Source organism: uncultured Sulfitobacter sp., assembly GCF_947497275.1.
Taxonomy (GTDB): Bacteria; Pseudomonadota; Alphaproteobacteria; order Rhodobacterales; family Rhodobacteraceae; genus Sulfitobacter.
On record NZ_CANMFS010000001.1, the window covers coordinates 168471 to 185260 of the forward strand.

Annotated in this window: 14 protein-coding genes, 1 tRNA gene and 1 pseudogene; 8 read left to right on the forward strand and 8 right to left on the reverse strand. The window is 60.6% G+C overall.

The annotated features are described in order from the left end of the window. Window positions 1-54: 54 nt before the first annotated feature. The 5 genes and pseudogenes from Q1A06_RS00760 to Q1A06_RS00780 form a co-directional block, all read left to right on the forward strand. Window positions 55-216 (forward strand): annotated as a pseudogene (locus Q1A06_RS00760) (integrase core domain-containing protein); the annotation flags it as partial. Between the two features lie 658 nt (window positions 217-874). Then, on the forward strand, window positions 875-1405 hold the full coding sequence (locus Q1A06_RS00765; RefSeq protein ID WP_299557675.1) for a hypothetical protein: 531 nt from the start codon (window positions 875-877) through the stop codon (window positions 1403-1405). A gap of 143 nt (window positions 1406-1548) precedes the next feature. Beyond that, a complete protein-coding gene (locus Q1A06_RS00770; RefSeq protein ID WP_299557676.1) occupies window positions 1549-2832 on the forward strand; it encodes an efflux RND transporter periplasmic adaptor subunit in 1284 nt (427 codons plus the stop codon). Next, entirely contained in the window at window positions 2829-5945 is a 3117-nt protein-coding gene (locus tag Q1A06_RS00775) for an efflux RND transporter permease subunit (protein ID WP_299557678.1), read from the forward strand. Before Q1A06_RS00770 ends, Q1A06_RS00775 begins: the two co-directional genes overlap by 4 nt. Before the next feature lie 95 nt (window positions 5946-6040). Continuing rightward, window positions 6041-6346 (forward strand): RcnB family protein, encoded by a 306-nt coding sequence (locus tag Q1A06_RS00780; RefSeq protein ID WP_299557680.1) that lies wholly within the window; start codon window positions 6041-6043, stop codon window positions 6344-6346. A gap of 896 nt (window positions 6347-7242) precedes the next feature. Here the strand turns inward: Q1A06_RS00780 and Q1A06_RS00785 are convergent. From Q1A06_RS00785 to Q1A06_RS00800, 4 genes are all read right to left on the reverse strand, one after another. Continuing rightward, window positions 7243-7317: transfer RNA gene (locus tag Q1A06_RS00785), tRNA-Glu, on the reverse strand. A 76-nt stretch (window positions 7318-7393) separates the two neighbouring features. Beyond that, window positions 7394-9139 (reverse strand): single-stranded-DNA-specific exonuclease RecJ, encoded by a 1746-nt coding sequence (recJ, locus tag Q1A06_RS00790; RefSeq protein ID WP_299557681.1) that lies wholly within the window; start codon window positions 9137-9139, stop codon window positions 7394-7396. Beyond that, the gene (locus Q1A06_RS00795) at window positions 9139-10425 is read right to left on the reverse strand and encodes a homoserine dehydrogenase (protein ID WP_299557683.1); all 1287 of its coding nucleotides are present in this window, start codon (window positions 10423-10425) and stop codon (window positions 9139-9141) included. Before Q1A06_RS00795 ends, recJ begins: the two co-directional genes overlap by 1 nt. 84 nt (window positions 10426-10509) lie before the next feature. Next, window positions 10510-10908 (reverse strand): hypothetical protein, encoded by a 399-nt coding sequence (locus Q1A06_RS00800; RefSeq protein WP_299557685.1) that lies wholly within the window; start codon window positions 10906-10908, stop codon window positions 10510-10512. Here Q1A06_RS00800 and Q1A06_RS00805 point away from each other — a divergent pair. Further along, window positions 10907-11497, forward strand: a complete 591-nt coding sequence (locus tag Q1A06_RS00805; protein WP_299557687.1) for a TetR/AcrR family transcriptional regulator — start codon at window positions 10907-10909, stop codon at window positions 11495-11497. The genes Q1A06_RS00800 and Q1A06_RS00805 overlap by 2 nt on opposite strands. A 34-nt stretch (window positions 11498-11531) precedes the next feature. Here Q1A06_RS00805 and Q1A06_RS00810 read toward each other — a convergent pair whose 3' ends face one another. Then, complete coding sequence (locus tag Q1A06_RS00810; RefSeq protein ID WP_299557689.1) at window positions 11532-12443, reverse strand: pirin family protein; 912 nt, start codon at window positions 12441-12443, stop codon at window positions 11532-11534. Between the two features lie 437 nt (window positions 12444-12880). Between Q1A06_RS00810 and Q1A06_RS00815 the strand changes: the two genes are divergently transcribed. Next, entirely contained in the window at window positions 12881-13156 is a 276-nt protein-coding gene (locus Q1A06_RS00815; protein WP_299557691.1) for a hypothetical protein, read from the forward strand. 65 nt (window positions 13157-13221) lie between these two features. Further along, a complete protein-coding gene (locus tag Q1A06_RS00820; RefSeq protein WP_299557693.1) occupies window positions 13222-13749 on the forward strand; it encodes a hypothetical protein in 528 nt (175 codons plus the stop codon). Window positions 13750-13831: 82 nt separating this feature from the next. Here the strand turns inward: Q1A06_RS00820 and Q1A06_RS00825 are convergent, their stop codons facing one another. From Q1A06_RS00825 to Q1A06_RS00835, 3 genes are read right to left on the reverse strand one after another with little or no spacing between them, the layout of a single operon-like run. Next, complete coding sequence (locus Q1A06_RS00825) at window positions 13832-14389, reverse strand: TadE/TadG family type IV pilus assembly protein (RefSeq protein WP_299557695.1); 558 nt, start codon at window positions 14387-14389, stop codon at window positions 13832-13834. Next, on the reverse strand, window positions 14389-14928 hold the full coding sequence (locus Q1A06_RS00830; RefSeq protein WP_299557697.1) for a pilus assembly protein: 540 nt from the start codon (window positions 14926-14928) through the stop codon (window positions 14389-14391). Before Q1A06_RS00830 ends, Q1A06_RS00825 begins: the two co-directional genes overlap by 1 nt. After that, the gene (locus tag Q1A06_RS00835; protein ID WP_299557699.1) at window positions 14925-16349 is read right to left on the reverse strand and encodes a TadE/TadG family type IV pilus assembly protein; all 1425 of its coding nucleotides are present in this window, start codon (window positions 16347-16349) and stop codon (window positions 14925-14927) included. The genes Q1A06_RS00830 and Q1A06_RS00835 overlap by 4 nt, the downstream gene beginning before the upstream one ends. Window positions 16350-16790 lie beyond the last annotated feature (441 nt).

A 16790-nucleotide genomic window follows, 5' to 3' on the forward strand; every position in this document is an offset into this window, starting at 1 on the left:
AGTCTTCTGTGCCGGAAGAAAACTGCATTCCAGCGCGGTGCCTGACCCGGCAGCGGCCGACCGGCGCATCTGGAGGCCTTGCTGATGATGTCTTCCGACGACCGGATGCGGCAAGCGTGTTTGAACGAACACCTGTTCGGAAACCTACGTCATACCCGCTTTATCATTGCGGCGTGGCGTACCGACCTTAATCACTACCGGCCACATCCAAGCCTCGCTGAGGCGCCGATTTTCGGCGGTGGTCAGCTCGGCGGTCTGACCATTGTTGCTGTGCAGTTTCATGAGGTCCGGGTCCTGCGTCCAACCGGCGAAGGCACGCCGCCCTCTTAGGGGGCTTAAGGATTCCGGCGATGTGCGCCGCAGGTTCGCACGCACCGGCGCAACAACTCTCTCAGATTGAACAGTTTGACGAGGTAATCTACGGCCTCCAGTTCCATCCCCGTCCTCCCCCGGCATCAGTACGCCGAGAATGACAAGGTGAACGGTAGCCTCGGCCCACACCTCGGACGGCACGAGAGGCGGGGCGGATGCGAAACCCTTGCATTCGGAGATACTGCCCGAGGGGGCGCGCGAATATAGCGCGCGTCGTCGACGACCAATATCTGCGGCGCGATGGGTCTGTCATTGCGTGGATCGTCTGGCGCATTCTGCGCCTCTAGCTTCCTGAAATGCGCCCGTTTCTCTTAACTAATCAGCCGGATGACAGGCTGTTTTCGACCTGAATTGTCGCGAGATGTATCAGACTGCGGCCCTGCGACAAACGGCGACAAAGCGGCAGTGGTGCTGACAAACCTTCTGACCGAATACCCGCTAGATGAAGGGCACCAAGGCAACGCACGCTTTGCCGAAAACCTGAACCTGACAAGGAAACAACATGACGAATTCCAGACTTCTCCCGGGTAGCTTCATCGCCGTGGCCGCCCTTCTTTCAGGGCTGACAGTTGCGACTGCGCAGACTGCGTCTGAAACGACACCCGTTCAGAGAGAGGCCGCGACACAGGCAGCGGATGCCACAGACGTGGCTTCTCGCAAGGGTCAAGGTCATCGCGGCGGCCGCGGGATCATGGGCCAGATCATGAAAAAGGCCGACGCCGATGGCGACGGCGCTGTGACGCAGGCCGAAATCGATACGTTCCGTGCGGCCCTTGTCGAGAGTGCCGATACATCTGGCGAGGGTGACATCTCGTTGGATGAATTCGAATCGATCAATCTCGACCTGACGCGCAACCGGATGGTGAACGCCTTCCAGAGGCTTGACGAGGATGGCGACGGTGTCATCACCCAGGCCGAAATGGATGCCCGGTTCGGCAATGTTGTCGAGCGTATGGACCGCAATAACGATGGCAAGCTGGATCATGATGACAGGGGCCGCCGTGACAACAAAGGCGAGGGCCGCCGCGGCTGACGTGGATATGGCGGAGCTATGTCAGTCTCCGCCGTGACCCGGCATCTTGCAGGCCATCGTCTGTGGCGCGCCACACACGCCGGATGATCGACCGACCCCGTATCGAGCAGGGTTGCTGAAAATACCTTAGGGAGCTTTTCCAGATGCGCAAATTTCTGACGCTGATTGTCGCAACCGTAATCCTCGGCGGATCCTATGCGGTGACCTATGGCCTTCCCGCCTCGGTTTCCGCCGTGATCGGAGATCAGACGTCCGGGGATGCGACGAGTACGCGTGAAGCGCCAGCCGGAGCCGCGCCCGAACGCGGACCGCGGGCGGGCGGGCGTCGCGGTTCGGGTGGTGGTTCCGCAGGGACAACCGTCGTGTCCGAGCCGCTGGAACTGCAACCGTATGAAAGCGTTCTGAACGCAATCGGCACCGCATCCGCCTTGCGCAGCGTTGAAGTCGTGTCCGACGCGGCAGGTGAAGTGGTAGAGGCGGACCTAGTGGCGAACCGTGACGTGGTGGCAGGCGAAGTTCTGCTGCGGCTTGACGCGCGCACCCAGACCCTGAACCTTGAAATCGCACAGGCCGAGTTGGATCAGGCCAACGAGACGATGTCCCGTTACGAGCGGCTTCAGGCCGGCGGGAATTCGACAATCACGGATGTCGCCCTCAGCGAGGCCCGTGTGAACCAGCGGCTGGCCGAGGCTGCGGTCGGGCTGGCGCGGGTCGCGTTGGATGACCGTACCATTCGCGCGCCGATCGAAGGGCGGCTGAGCCTGAGCGATGTCGAAATCGGCGATATGCTGCCCGCCAACAGCGTTATCGCGAGTATTGATCAATCCGATGCGCTGATAATCGAATTCGAGCTTCCCGAGCGCGCCATTGGTCTGCTGGCAAAGGCGAAAAGCGTTCTTGCGAGCACTTCCACCTTCACTGGGCGGGTTTTTAAGGGCGAAATCGTATCCTATGATAGCCGGATCGACAGCGTCACTCGTAGCGTGACCGTCAAGGCCCGGATCGACAACTCCGACGGGCTGTTGTGGCCTGGCATGACCTTTGCCGTGCGCCTGACGCAAGAAAGCGATCCATTGCCATCCTTGCCCGCGACCGCAATCACGTGGTCGCGTGCGGGGTCCGCCATCTGGATCGACGCGGACGGCACTGCCGAACAGCTGCCTGTCACAATTCTGTTCCGCCAAGGCGACATGGTCTGGATCGACGCCGAGATCGCCCAAGGCACAATGGTCGTGACAGAAGGCGCACAAAAACTTCGCCCCGGCGCACAGATTTCCACACCCGGCGGCGCAAGAGACAAGCAGGAACGACCCGCTGCAGGCGAGCAAGCACCCGCCGCCCGATCAAGCAGACGTCAAACCGATGAAAACGTGCAGAGCACGGGTTCCGGCCAGCGCACACAACCCAGCTCGGAGGAGCCGACATGAGTACGCCCTTGCCCAAAGGAAAATCAGGCCTGGCTGGGCTGTTCGTCTCGCGCCCGATTCTTGGCATTGTCATCAATTTGCTGATCCTCATCGCAGGTCTGGCCGCGTTGGTTTCGGTCGATGTCCGGGAGATGCCCGACGTCGATCGCCCAGTCTTGTCGGTTCGCACCAGCTATGAGGGAGCCGTGCCCTCGACGGTCGACCGCGAGGTGACGCAAGTCCTTGAGGATGCATTGAGCGCGCTTGAGGGGCTGTCCTACATTGAATCGTCCTCTTCCACCGGCTCAAGCAGCATCACCATCGACCTGTCCGACGGCACCGATGTGAACGTCGCCGCCAACGAGGCACGCGAAATCGTGTCCGGCACGCTGTCGCGGCTTCCCGATGATCTGGACGAGGACCCGACGGTATCAAAAAGCGACAGCAATGCGGATGCGATCATTCGCCTGGCCATTCTGGGCGATGCCAGCTTGGACGAGTTGACGGCACTGGCCGAAGGTCAGATCTATGACCGCCTGTCGACCATCGACGGCATCGCCGAGGTGTCGGTGCGCGGCAACCGGGCCAATGAATTCCGCGTGACGCTGGATATGCCTGCGCTGCTCAGTCGGGGCTTGACGATTTTCGATGTCTCGACCGCGCTGTCCGCGCTGCGCGACGATACGCCGCTCGGCAAGCTGGAGTCGGCATCGCAAACCCTCGCGCTGCGCGTAGGTAATGCGGCTGTAACAGTGGATACTGTGGGCCAGGTTCCCATTGACGCTAATACGCGTGTATCAGACGTGGCTTTTGTACGCGTCGTTCCCGAGGAAAGCGCCGTGCTGACCCGTGTCAACGGGCAGATGGCTGTCGGACTTGATATCACCCGTCAATCGGTCGGCAACACGCTGTCTATTTCGAAACAGGTCGGCGCCGCAGTCGAAGATCTGCGCACGAACTTGCCGGACGGTGTGCAGTTGATTGTCGCATCGGATGACGGGACCTTCATCGAAGGGTCGATAGACGAGGTGGTCAAATCCATCGGGCTGGCCACCATAATCGTCATCGCGGTGATCTTTGCCTTCCTGCGCTCTCCTCGTGCGACCATCATTCCTGCCGTCACGATCCCCATCGCACTGGTGGGCACCATCGCGGCGATCTGGCTGACCGGGTTTTCCGTCAACACCATCAGCCTTCTGGCGCTGGTGCTGGCGACGGGCATGGTTGTCGATGACGCCATCGTCGTAATCGAGAACATCGTACGCAAGCGCCAGCAGGGGATGGGGGCCTTTGCCGCTGCTGCCGCCGGCACGAACGAGGTGTTCTTTGCCGTCATATCCACGACCGCGACGCTGGCGGCCGTGTTCATCCCGATCTCGTTCCTGCCGGGTCAGGCGGGGGGCGTGTTCAGTGAGTTCGGTTTCGTGCTGGCCTTCGCCGTCACCCTGTCGTCGATCACTGCGCTGACGCTGGCACCGGTGATGGCCGCGTTTTTCGACCCCGGCAAACCGAACCCGAAGACAAATGCGCTGGACAGACCCGGTTGGGCAGTGCGGACCTTCGACAAGGTCATGGACCATGCCATCCGCGCGCCGCTGCTCGTACTGGCCGTCGCGGGCGGTTTTGCCATCATTGCGGCGGGCGCCGCCAATACCCTGTCCTCCAGCATTACGCCGGACGAGGATCGCGGGTTTTTCCTGATCCAGGCCCGTGGCGCCCCCGATACGACGCTGGACTACCTCGATACCCAAGTCGCGCAGGTGGAGGACATCCTGCAGCCCTACCGCGAGAACGGGCAGATCGCCGCAGTGCAAAGCATCATCGGCGTCCGCGGCGGCACCAATGCGTTCATCATCGTGCGCCTGCCTGACTGGGCTGACCGCGACTGGTCGCAATCCGAACTCATCGCGGAAATCACCGTTCGGCTCGGCTCGGTTCCCGGCGTTCAGGTCAGCGCCCGGTCGACCAACAGCCTGAACATCCGCGGGGCCGGAAATGGCCTGCAATTCGCCGTCACCGGCAAGGATGTCGATGCGATGACCGATGCCGCGGACGATCTGGTGGCGTTGATGGCGCAGGACGACACGTTCCTTAACCCTCAACTGTCGGGCGATTCTGTGCAGGCCCAGTTCGAGGTGCGTGTCGATCCCGACATGGCCAGTGTGTTCGGCCTGACCGAAGCCGAGATCACGCGGACCGTGAGCGCGATGGTGCAGGGCGATATCGCGGTCACAGTGTTCCAGGACGATACCGAAATCAACGTGAACGTCTTGCCAGGCGGCCCTCCCATCAACGATCCCTCAGACCTTGAATCCATTTCCTTGCGGTTGCCCGGCGGGGCCTATGTTCCGCTGTCGTCAGCGGCAACGCTGATGCCGATCGTCAGTCAGTCTTCGATCGAGCGCCAGGGCGGATCACTGGCCGTCTCGGCGCAGGCCAACCTTGGCGAAGGGGTCGATCTTGGTACCGCCATGATCCGGCTCTCGGCCATTGCAGCCGATGCGCTTCCGGATGGTATGGGCATTACTTTCACCGGCGAAGCGGCCAGTCTGAGCGATAGCCAGGCGAGCATGTATCTGGTGTTCGGCGTGGCCTTCATCGTCGTGTTTCTGGTCCTCGCGGCGCAGTTCGAAAGCATCGCCAGCGCCATCGTGATCATGCTAACCGTGCCCTTCGGGCTGGCGGCGGCCCTTATGGCGATCTCGCTGACCGGTGGATCGCTGAATTATTACAGCCAGATCGGCCTTGTCATGCTGATTGGCGTCATGGCCAAGAACGGCATCCTGATCGTCGAATTCGCCAATCAGTTGCGCGAGGCGGGGCAGGACATCGACAGCGCTATTCGTGACGCTCTTCGGTTGCGGATCAGACCGGTGATGATGACGATGGTCTCGACTGTGTTCGGCGGCCTGCCTCTGATCCTGACCTCCGGCGCGGGCGCAGAAGCGCGTATCGCCGTAGGCTGGGTGATTGTCGGTGGCCTTGGTTTTGCCACCGTGTTCACCCTGTTCCTGACGCCCGTTTTCTATCGCTGGATCACCGTCTGGGGTGCGCAACCCGGCATGGCGTCCAAGCGTTTGGAACGCGAAAATGCGGAGGCGATGGAGCCACACGCCGGGGCAGAACCTGTTTGATCTGCGACCGAAATGTTCGACGGAAACACGCGGTTCGCGCGTGAAACTTAAAATTCGGGCCGATCAGCCCGATGGAACAAACCTACGAGAGACATATGAAAAATCTAATCGGTAGCGGATTGATCGCCCTCATCGCCCTGACGAGTGCCGCACCTCTCGCGGCCGAGCCGTCGCGGGTCCATCACGGTCGCGCCCATGGCAAGGTCATCAAGGTCCCTGCAAAGCAGCATCATCGGCACAGGGTCGGACACCGCTTGGAGCGCAACAAGGTTGTAATCGTGAAGGACTGGAAAAGGCACGGCCTGCGGCGTCCCGGTCGCGACGAGGTTTACGTCATTGACGGGCGCGATATCTATTTGGCCGCGGTCACTTCATTGATTGTCAGGGCGGTGATGAACTGACAACCGAAAAGGCTCGTTGTGAAAGAACAATTGGTCGCGACGATCATCCCGGCTCGCGGACCATAGGTATCGCGTGAGCCGAGGCCGCTTGACGGTGAGCCTACCCGTGATCACCTCTGGTGTCCTTGGTCGCATAGTCCCTCGATCAGGATACCTAGAGGTATCCGGTAACTGATGGTAACAGGTTTTTCATTAATAGCGTCTTACGCGTGTGCATGGGGTTTGATCCTGTCACGGTTTGATGCCGCTCCTTTAATGGCATTTTCACAGCCGAGGGGGTCTGACGTCGGTCATGGGAGATACGGCGGCAGACCGGGATGGCAGCCTTCGAATATATAGACTGCCTCCATAGCCTGCGACGCCACCACTCACTCAGTGCCGGGCTTGAAGGGCCCGGTCACCTTGGGGTGGAACGGGGCTTATAGATTGGGCAGATATCACTGATCGGACCATCTGGTATGCGCATGGAAAGACTGACGTAACGACGAGTTTGCCGATCCTTCCAAGGCTGGCGGCAGGGCTCTGTCACCTGCCCAAGTACCGGTTTCTGTTGGCACCCATTCTGGCGGTTTGGCCTTCAAGACAACAACGTGCGGAAATTAACTCACAGCCGCGCATTGGAAGCGAGCGTGACCGCACATGGCGGATTCAGGAAGGCTGGTGCCACGCGCCTCGCCAACCGCGGGGCCACTGAATGTGAAATCGCAGCATACCTTGCACACGATGCCATCAAGTTGAGGGCGAAATACGTCTAAAGGCGAACCGTTCGATATTCGGTGCTAGTGGAATATTACGTTTGAGCGACACGAGAACGGAACAAAACTATTCCAACCTTGCCGTCGGGTTGGACATCAACACTAAAAAAGTGAGTAATACCAGCATGGTACATAAAAAAGTGGCAGCCCGTAGGGGAGTCGAACCCCTCTTTTCAGGTTGAAAACCTGACGTCCTAACCGATAGACGAACGGGCCACTGTTTGTGAGCGCCTATCTAGGCAATAGCCGGGATCGGTGCAAGATGAAATTTCGGCTTTTACAGTTTTTTATCTCAGGCGGGTGCTGCGTCTTCGAGACGCAGTTGAACGGACTGTCGGCCTTGCCACGTGTTGATGTCGAGACGGCCGGCCAGGTGGAAATGGGCGCCGTTGTGACGTTCAAGTGCCGGGCCCAGTGCTGAATCGAAAGCACCAAAGCAAATCGCTTCGAGACGTGCGCCCAGACCGTCGCCAAAGGCGAGCTTGAGGTGCTGTTCGCCGACACGGCGGGCGGAGAAAATGCGCATATCCGCGAAGACATAGCGAGGCGCGGGGGCCCCTGCACCGAAGGGGCCGGCCGATTCGACCTGTTCGGTCAGCTCCACGTTCGCGGCATCCGGCATCAGCAAACCGTCCAGCCGCAGATCGGAAGGCCCCATGAGATGCGCGCCCTGCTTTTCCAACAGATCAGCCAACGCCTGCATGGCCGCGTCAAGATTGTCTTGCGCCACCGTCAGGCCGGCAGCCATCTTGTGTCCGCCGCCCTTTATCAACACCCCGTCGCGCGCCAGCCGCTGGATCGGTGCGCCCAGATCAATGCCTGAGACAGAGCGGCCCGAGCCTTTGCCAATGCCGTCTTCCAGTCCGATCACGACGGCGGGGCGGCCTGTGGCTTCTTTCAGGCGGGCCGCAACGATGCCGACGACGCCAGGATGCCATCCCTGTCCCGCAGCCCAGACCAGTGGCCCGTCGGTACCGCGATCTTCGGCTTGGGCAAGCGCGGCTGCGCGCACGGCGTTCTCGACCTCGCGCCGCTCAGTGTTGAGCTGATCAAGCCGCTCGGCCAGCGCCGCGGCCTCGTGCGGATCGTCCGTCGCAAGCAACCGCGCGCCCAGATCGGCCTTGCCCACGCGCCCGCCCGCGTTGATGCGCGGACCCAGCATGAAGCCCAGATGATAAGCAGCGGGCGTGGTGTCCATGCGCGCGACGTCCGACAGGGCGACAAGTCCCGGACGCTCACGCCGCGCCATGACGCGCAATCCTTGGCGCACAAAGGCGCGGTTCACGCCGATCAGCGGTGCGACATCCGCGACCGTTGCAAGGGCAACAAGATCGAGAAGCGCCATCAGGTCGGGGCCCTTTACCTGTGCCTCGCGCAATTGCCGGCCTGCTTCCACCAACATCAGGAAAACCACACCCGCGGCACAAAGATGCGCCAGCGCGCCGTCTTCGTCCTGCCGGTTCGGGTTCACGACCGCCATACAGTCGGGCAAGGTTTCACCGCCGAGGTGGTGATCCAGTACGATGACATCCGCGCCCTGCGCCGCCGCGATCGGTCCATGAGACAGGGTGCCGCAATCGACGCAGATGATCAGATCGTGATCTCGGGCGAGGGTGGCCATCGCTTCGTCGTTGGGGCCGTACCCCTCGTCGATACGGTCCGGAACGTACAACGTCGCTTCGCGGCCCATCTGCCGCAGCCAGACCAGCAGCAGCGCGGCGGAGCTGCCGCCGTCGACGTCGTAATCCGCAAAAACCGCGATCCGCTGCCTTTCCCGCACGGCGGTCAGAAAGCGGGTCGACGCTTTCTCCATATCCCGTAGGCTGCGTGGATCTGGCAAGAGATCACGCAGCGACGGGGCAAGAAACGCTTCGGCCTCCTGCGCCGCGACGCCGCGCCGTGCCAAGACCTGACACACAGCCATCGGCAGGCGGGTCTGCTGGTGGAGCGATTCGGACGCCCGTGTCACCTCTACCCCGGGACCGACCCAACAGCGCCCGGTGAGCGACTGCGCGACGCCGAGAAAGGCGGCAGGCATCAAACCTCTTCGATCCGCAAGGCAACGGGATCACCAGCGACGACGGATGTCGTCTTCATCGCCGAAAGCGCGTGACCGATGTCTACCCGTGTCGTCTTGTGCGTCACGATCAGTACCGGGGCCTGGTCGTTTTCGTGGCCATACTGGCGCATCCGGTCGATCGACACGCCTGCTTCGCCCAGCACGGCAGCAACCTTGGCAAGCGCACCCGGCTTGTCCTTGAGTGTCATGCGCAGGTAATAGGCGGCGGGTCGTTTGCTGAGCGCCGCTATGGGCGTGTCCAGCGTTGCGGCGGGTTGGCCAAAGACCGGGCCGCGATGGCCCCGCGCGATATCGCAGATATCGGAGAGCACGGCACTGGCTGTAGGGCCCGCACCCGCACCGGCACCGCGCAGCACGATCTGACCTACCGCGTCGCCTTCCAGCACAATCATGTTCGTCCCGCCCTGCAGCTGTCCCAAAGGTGAGGTATCGGGAACGAGGCACGGCTGCATCCGCTGCTCCAACCCGCGCCCTGTCATCTGCGCGACACCCAGCAACTTGATCTTATAGCCCATGTCCGCCGCCGCCCGAATGTCTTCGAGGGTGACGCGCTGAATGCCTTCCAACTCGATACCCTCAAAGTTCACCTGCGTCCCGAAGGCGAGCGAGGACAGGATCGCCAGCTTGTGACCCGCGTCAATGCCGCCGACGTCCAGGTTTGGATCGGCTTCAAGATAGCCGAGTTTCTCGGCCTCCGCGAACAGTGCATTGTAGCCTTGTCCCGTCGCCTCCATGTGCGTCAGGATATAATTGCAGGTGCCGTTCATCACCCCCATCACGCGGGTGATTTCGTTACCGGCAAGCCCTTCACCCAGCACTTTGACCACCGGAATGCCGCCCGCGACGGCAGCCTCGTATTTGATTACACATCCCCTGGCTTCCGCCGCTACGGCCAACGCCTGTCCGTGCATGGCCAGCATCGCCTTGTTGGCTGTCACCACGTCCTTGCCCAGCGCAAGGGCCGCTTCGGTCGCCGCCTTGGCGGGGCCATCCTCACCGCCCATCAACTCCACGAACACGTCGACATCTTCACGTTTCGCCAGCGCGACAGGGTCTGATTCCCAGTCATAAGAGGACAGGTTCACGCCGCGATCCTTGTCACGGCTGCGCGCGCTTACCGCGCTTATGACCACGGCGCGACCGGTCCGCGCCTCGAGCAGGGCGGCCTGACGACGGATGATCTGCACAACACCTGCGCCGACCGTTCCCAAACCTGCAATCCCGAGACGAAGTGGTTGTGACATGGGGCGGTTCCTTCTTGGATGATCTGATTGGTTCTTGCGCGATGTAGCTCTTTACGCAGCAGCGTGCAACGCGGGCAGGCGCGCTTAGTGCAGGCCTTGCGCCAACCGCTGGCTTTCGCGCCCGGTCAGGACCGATCCGCGCAACCGTGCCGCGCGCGCCCTGAGCGCCGCCACCCGCGCATCCAACACGGCGTTGCCGCGCACCGGATCGACTCCGGTGGCTTGCGCGCGCGCCAGAACCGGGCCCAGCGGTACCAGATCGGGATAGGGCGCCGCTTCGAGCGCGGGCGTGATCGTGCGGTCCAGCTGGGGAAACTGGGCACATCCCGCGAGGGCGGCGGTGGCGAGGCAAAAGAACAAGAGCGCGCGTGTCATGGCGATGGTTGTGCACCAGCGTACCCGCTCCATGCAAGCGGCTTGCGCGCCCGCGTGCCGATCGGTGCGGGGTTTACTTTTGAACGCCCGTTCAGATAATTCGCCCATGGCCCGAACCGCAGGATCACATTCCGACATCACCGGCCCGCGTGTGCGCGCAGCGGCCCTGCGGCTTTTTGCACAGGGCGGATACGCTGCGGTATCAATGCGCGCCATCGCGGCGGAGGTGGGCGTTCAGGCGGGGGCGCTTTACAACTACACGCCCGACAAGCAAAGTCTGCTGTTCGATCTGATGCAAAGCCATCTGACCGAGCTGTTGGCCGCCGTTCCCGACACCCGCGATGCCGAACCGCGCACCCGCCTGCGCAAGCTGGTCGAGTTCCACATCCGGTTCCATGATGCGCGCCGCGAAGCGGTGTTCATTGCCTATATGGAGTTGCGCAATCTCACGGACGTAAACTTTGCCCGCATCGAGGAGCTGCGCCGCCGTTACGAAGACCATCTGGAGCAGATCTTGCGCGACGGTGTCGCGTCTGGTGATTTCAGGGTTCAGGACACCAAGATCGCGACACTTGCAATCATTGCCATGCTGACAGGCGTAAACACCTGGTTTCGAGCGGGTGGCCGGCTGTCGCTGGACGAGATAACGGGGCAATATTGGGACCTTGTCCGCAACGGGGTGGCGGCGGACGGCTGAGCGGCCGCCGCTCGAAATGGGCAAGACCTGCGGATCAGTGGGCCGGCTTGATAAAAGTGCCGTTTTTGAGATCCTGAACCGCCTGGCTGATTTCGGCGCGGGTGTTCATCACGATCGGACCATGCCACGCGACCGGCTCGTCTATGGGCGCGCCGGAGATCAGCAGAAATCGCAGGCCTTCCGGCCCCGCCTGAACCGTCACTTCATCACCGCTGCCAAAGCGCACGAGGGTGCGGTCGCCCGACATGTCGCGGATATTGAGCTCTTCACCTCCGATTTCTTTTTCCAGCAAGACACCGGACGGGCGGCTGGCATCGACAAAGGCACCTGCACCCTGAAAGATATAGGCGAAGGCACGGCGGTAGGTGTCGATGCGGAACGTCTTGCGCACACCTGCGGGCACCGTCACGTCAAGATACTGCGGATCGGCGGCGATGCCGTCGATCGGACCTGTCTTGCCCCAGAATTCACCGGTGATCACCCGAACGCGGGTACCGTCATCGTCGATGACCTCGGGAATGGCGTCGCAGGTCACATCCTGATAGCGCGGCGCGGTCATCTTCTGGTGCGACGGCAGATTGCCCCACAGCTGAAATCCGTGCATCTGCCCGGCGCCGTTTCCGTGCGGCATTTCCTGATGCAGGATACCGGATCCGGCTGTCATCCACTGAACGTCGCCCGCGCCCAGTGTGCCGGTATTGCCCAGACTGTCGCTATGCGCCACCGTCCCTTCGAGAACGTAGGTGATGGTTTCGATGCCGCGATGCGGATGCCACGGAAAACCCTTCTCGAAATCGGCGGGGTTGTTGTTGCGAAAGTCGTCGAACAGCAGGAAGGGGTCAAGCTCGCTTGGGTCCTGAAAACCGAAGGCACGGTGCAGCTTTACGCCCGCACCTTCGAGCGTGGGTACGGCAGCGCGGGTTTCCAGTGTGGGTCTGAGGGACATGGGTGTCCTCCTGTTTTTGTGGATATTGGAAACGTAAGAGCGCCAGTGGTGGGCTGCAATGTCAGGTACCGCACCACGCATGTGCAAAGATGCAGAAGGCGCGGGTTTGACGATGCTGCCGCACGTTACGGAAGGCAAGATACGGATCGAGATGTCGACGACTGACGCGACCGCGATTTGTATGCGCGGCACTGGTGATCGGTGCGTGCGGTGCGGCGGTGGTTTGTCTGGTGTCTGGCGGATGCCGGAACCGTCAGCGTATTCTCCAGTTGCAACCGCGCGACGTTCGAGCGCGTGCTGCCGGCGTTCACCTACATGGGCCGCTGGATCACGCATGTCGGACTTGGGAACCGCCAGTGTTCCCAAGGCGATGACAAATCACCTCGCCACAGACAACCTGCTGACGCTGACAGTGATGAAGGCGCAGGGCGCACGATGTGAACTTGACGGTGGATCTGATCCAGAAGAACATTGGCCTGTTCCAGAGATGTGCGGACGGTGTGGCCGTTCCGCCGGAAACCTCCCCGTTGATGATCGCAACGATGACCGATGGGCAGAACCGCTTTGGCTTGTGCGCGCAAACCGACCGAATGATCGAACGCCGCGAAGAAGCGACCGGCCTGCGCGTTCTGGAAGACGGTTTCCCGCAGGAGCTTATCGGCGTTGAGCCGGAAGAGCGCGGTTACGAGGTGAAGCCGCGCCGCCTTGCGTGAGGCCTGGGTCTTGTGAGCGGACCGGACAGCGGCTAGGGGAGGCAGGCAACAGGAGCCTTGCCCCCATGACCCATTCACCTCGACAGCCGACTGCCGCTGATCCGAACGAAGAAGTTCTCGCCACGGTTTACGCCTCCGGCGGGCGGCGCATGTTAGGCTTGGGATCGCTACTCGTTCTCGGCGTGATGATGCTGTATTTGGCTCTGACACAGTCGCCCAACATCGAGTGGCGGGTGTTCATGCTCTTGCTCGGTGCGGTCTCCTTGTGGATGGCCCAGCGGATGCGTGTGGCGACGGCCAACAGGATCGAGCTGACCGAGACGGTACTGCGCGACAGTGATGGCACGGTGATCGCCCGGACCTCCGACATTGATGGCATCGACCGCGGCTTTTTCGCCTTCAAGCCCTCGAACGGCTTTTTGCTGCGGACCGCGACCGCGCAGCGACGGGAATGGCGGCCGGGGCTGTGGTGGCGCATGGGGCGCCGGATTGGGGTCGGGGGCATGACGCCGGGCAGTCAGACCAAATTCATGTCGGAAATCATCGCCGCCATGATGGCACAGCGCGAACTGGATGACGACGCGCAGCTTTGATGCCAGCGCGGTTCAAAATGCGAAATCCCCGAAGGGCCAGCGCCTTTCGGGGATTTGTTTTGTTGGCTTTCGATCAGATTGTCTACGCGTCGGTCCAGAGGATCTGGGGCGCATAACGTGGACGGGTAAAGATGAAGTTCTTGATCTCGCGCTGCTCCAGCCCGGTGTTGAAGGGCGGATCGTAGGATGCGGCGGTCTCCACGATGATGATCCGTTCGCCATTCACCAACTTCGGCAGGCGGTCCGTCCAAGCGCGGATGCTCTGCTCTTCGAGCGCAGCAGACGATCCGCGCGTCTTCGACCAGTCAAGCTTCATCCGGTTGTTCTGACCATCGTACTGCAGGATGGAGACGCGGATGCTGCTGTCTTGCGGTGTCCGGGTCAGCGCATCGAATAGCGTATGCGCGCCATCGAGATAGGCACCGTCTATGGGCAACGTCTCGCGGGAGATCATGTCGCTGATGGTATAGGCGGCCTTCTGGTGCATCGAATACTGACGGTAGGCGTCAAAGGTCGAGAACATGGCCATGAAGCCCCAGAACAACACCGGAAAGATGATGATCGTTTCGATTGCGATGGCACCGTCTTCCTTGCGCAGGAAATCCGCGCGGAGAATGGATTTGAGTTTCAGTTTCGACATTAGCTTGGCTCCTGTACGAAGGCGCTGATGGTAGACATGGCCACTTCGCCGTTGCCATCCTTGCTGAAGGACGCGCCCAGACCGGTGGTCGGGAAGATCGGTTTGAACTTGTAGCAGGCGCGCAGGATCATCAGATCGTGCTGCTTGCCCAAGGCCCAGCCGCGCACCGGTGTAACGGGTTGTGAGGTGTCCACGCAATCCACGGTAGCGGGAAGGCCGGTAAAGGCGCGCGGGTTCGTAGGCACCATTTCGAGGCGCAGGTTGTCCATGCAGCCGGGCAGGTTGCCCGCGTTCTGGCAGATGGCGCGCTTGAGGTCGTCATGTTCAAAGTACATGTCGGTGTTCAGGCGCACTTCGCGGGTGGTGACCTCAAGCCCGCGGTCCAGGAGCATCTGGCGGATCGAGTAGAGCCCCATTTCAACGCCCATGAAGAAGGCGGAGAAGATCAGCGGCGCCATGATCATGAATTCCAGGGCGATGATGGCGCCGTCATCTTCTTTGCGAAAAAGGCGCAGGCGGTTTTTCAGACGGGTAATCATTGTGTGAGCCTCAACTGGTTGATCTGGCGTGCGATCGCTCTGAACGCCTCGGTAATTTCAACACCCTCGACCCGGAAGAAGTGGCTCGGCGAGGACGCGCAGTTTTTCATGACGTTGGCACCGTTTTCTTCGACTTCAAAACCAATGGACCAGATTACAATGTTCTTTTCCTTGGCGGCGTCGCAGACGCTGTGAAGCAGCTGGTTGCCGTAGGATGGCCAATATTTCATGTACTTGAAATCATCGTGGTAATACCGGTTCACGTAATTCGCGAGGTACCAGTTGAGGTTGTAGCGGTTCCAGTGCGACGCATGGCTGTAGTTGGCGTAATACTGATCCGCGATCCGGTAGGAATAGTGGTTCTCACCGTCTGTCATCAGGATGATCGTCTTGAGCGTTTCCCTGTCCGTGTAGGATTCAGGGCGGTTGGCAAAGATCGCGTCGACCTCGTCGTCGTTCACGAGCGATTGGGTGATCGTGTTGAAATCGGGGTCGAGCATGCCTGTCGCCCATTTCATACCCGCAAATATCGACGTGCTTCCGCGCGCTTGAAGCCGGTTGATCTGGTATTTCAAAGCGGTTGCATTCTGGCTGAAGGCGGTAATGCTCTCGTAGGTGCCGTTCGGACAGACAGGGTTCGACACGTCGTTATGATAGCCATTATAGCCCCACTGGAAATGCGGCACCTGCCTATAGGTCTTGTCGCGCCGCATCCGTGCAACGTCGAAGTCGCTTTCGGAAAACTCCAGACAATAGCTGTAGCTCTGGTCGTAATCGACGTTGAACTTGCTCATCAGGTTTTGACCGGCGCTGACATGCTCGGAATAGGGGATAAGAGAGATCGACACCAAGTCCTGTGTTTCTGGACGAAGCACAGTATCGACAAAGACCTTCGCGGCCTGCTGAAGGTTGGGCATCTTGTCGCCCGATCCCATCGATCCCGAGATGTCGAGCACCATGGAGATTTCGACGTTGGTCACGCGCTCCTCGGCGGTGGCCTTGCTGCGCAGCGGCAATTCGTCGACGCCGACCAGCCGCATGAAGTTCGTTGGCGTCACGGAGTCCGAGTTCACCGAAACGGTGCGGAAGTTCAGGCCCTCGTCCACCGTTACGTTGTTGATACGGTCCGGGATACCGGCCTTCGTGAAATAGTCTGCGACAACTTCGGCGGGCACAAGTTCCTGGTCCAGATCGGCTGCGGCCAGCACCGCCCGGTCGGCGGTGTTCTGGATGCGCACCCGCTCCATTTCGTTACGCATGAGGTCGACGGCAATACCACCGACCATGAACATCATGAGCAAGACGCAAATCGCGATAATTGTGATCATACCATCTTCTTCACGCGCAAATCGGCGCAGAAACGGTGTTTTGATCCGACCGGCAGAATCGGGAATGCGGGTCGTCGGAAATAGCTTTGACATTATCATCACCTCTCAGGCCGCAGGCATGTCGGAAAGACACGTTTGGCGCTTATCTGTGCAAGATATTTGGCAGAAAAAGGTGGCAAAAATTGGGCGGATATACGCCAAAATGTCATATTTTACAGGGTTTTATGGATCAATCCCGCCGTTTCGCCGAGAGTGTTGCTTCACGCAGAACAATCAATCGAATAGTCGGTAAAACCGAGCCGAATTCGTTAACCGAGTCGCAGGCCGCCGGATGGCACCCTACCGCCGTGCCATCAGTCTCGGACTCAATTGTGTCCAAACATTGACAGGAATGTACCATCGGCGCCCTTCCGCCTGCGCCGATGGAAAGGGCGGCGCGAGTACGGCCAGATGACAATTTAGTCTTGGCCCGGATGGGGTGCTCTATCAGTCCTGATTATAAAATGATCGAAAAAGTGGCAGTGTTGCAGGGAC

Coding starts and splice junctions, on each gene's coding strand:
- Q1A06_RS00835 (WP_299557699.1), bottom strand. CDS start 16,349: ATGTCAAAGCTATTTCCGACGACCCGCATTCCCGATTCTGCCGGTCGG.
- Q1A06_RS00780 (WP_299557680.1), top strand. CDS start 6,041: ATGAAAAATCTAATCGGTAGCGGATTGATCGCCCTCATCGCCCTGACG.
- Q1A06_RS00810 (WP_299557689.1), bottom strand. CDS start 12,443: ATGTCCCTCAGACCCACACTGGAAACCCGCGCTGCCGTACCCACGCTC.
- recJ (WP_299557681.1), bottom strand. CDS start 9,139: ATGCCTGCCGCCTTTCTCGGCGTCGCGCAGTCGCTCACCGGGCGCTGT.
- Q1A06_RS00830 (WP_299557697.1), bottom strand. CDS start 14,928: ATGATTACCCGTCTGAAAAACCGCCTGCGCCTTTTTCGCAAAGAAGAT.
- Q1A06_RS00765 (WP_299557675.1), top strand. CDS start 875: ATGACGAATTCCAGACTTCTCCCGGGTAGCTTCATCGCCGTGGCCGCC.
- Q1A06_RS00820 (WP_299557693.1), top strand. CDS start 13,222: ATGACCCATTCACCTCGACAGCCGACTGCCGCTGATCCGAACGAAGAA.
- Q1A06_RS00805 (WP_299557687.1), top strand. CDS start 10,907: ATGGCCCGAACCGCAGGATCACATTCCGACATCACCGGCCCGCGTGTG.
- Q1A06_RS00775 (WP_299557678.1), top strand. CDS start 2,829: ATGAGTACGCCCTTGCCCAAAGGAAAATCAGGCCTGGCTGGGCTGTTC.
- Q1A06_RS00800 (WP_299557685.1), bottom strand. CDS start 10,908: ATGGGCGAATTATCTGAACGGGCGTTCAAAAGTAAACCCCGCACCGAT.
- Q1A06_RS00770 (WP_299557676.1), top strand. CDS start 1,549: ATGCGCAAATTTCTGACGCTGATTGTCGCAACCGTAATCCTCGGCGGA.
- Q1A06_RS00825 (WP_299557695.1), bottom strand. CDS start 14,389: ATGTCGAAACTGAAACTCAAATCCATTCTCCGCGCGGATTTCCTGCGC.
- Q1A06_RS00795 (WP_299557683.1), bottom strand. CDS start 10,425: ATGTCACAACCACTTCGTCTCGGGATTGCAGGTTTGGGAACGGTCGGC.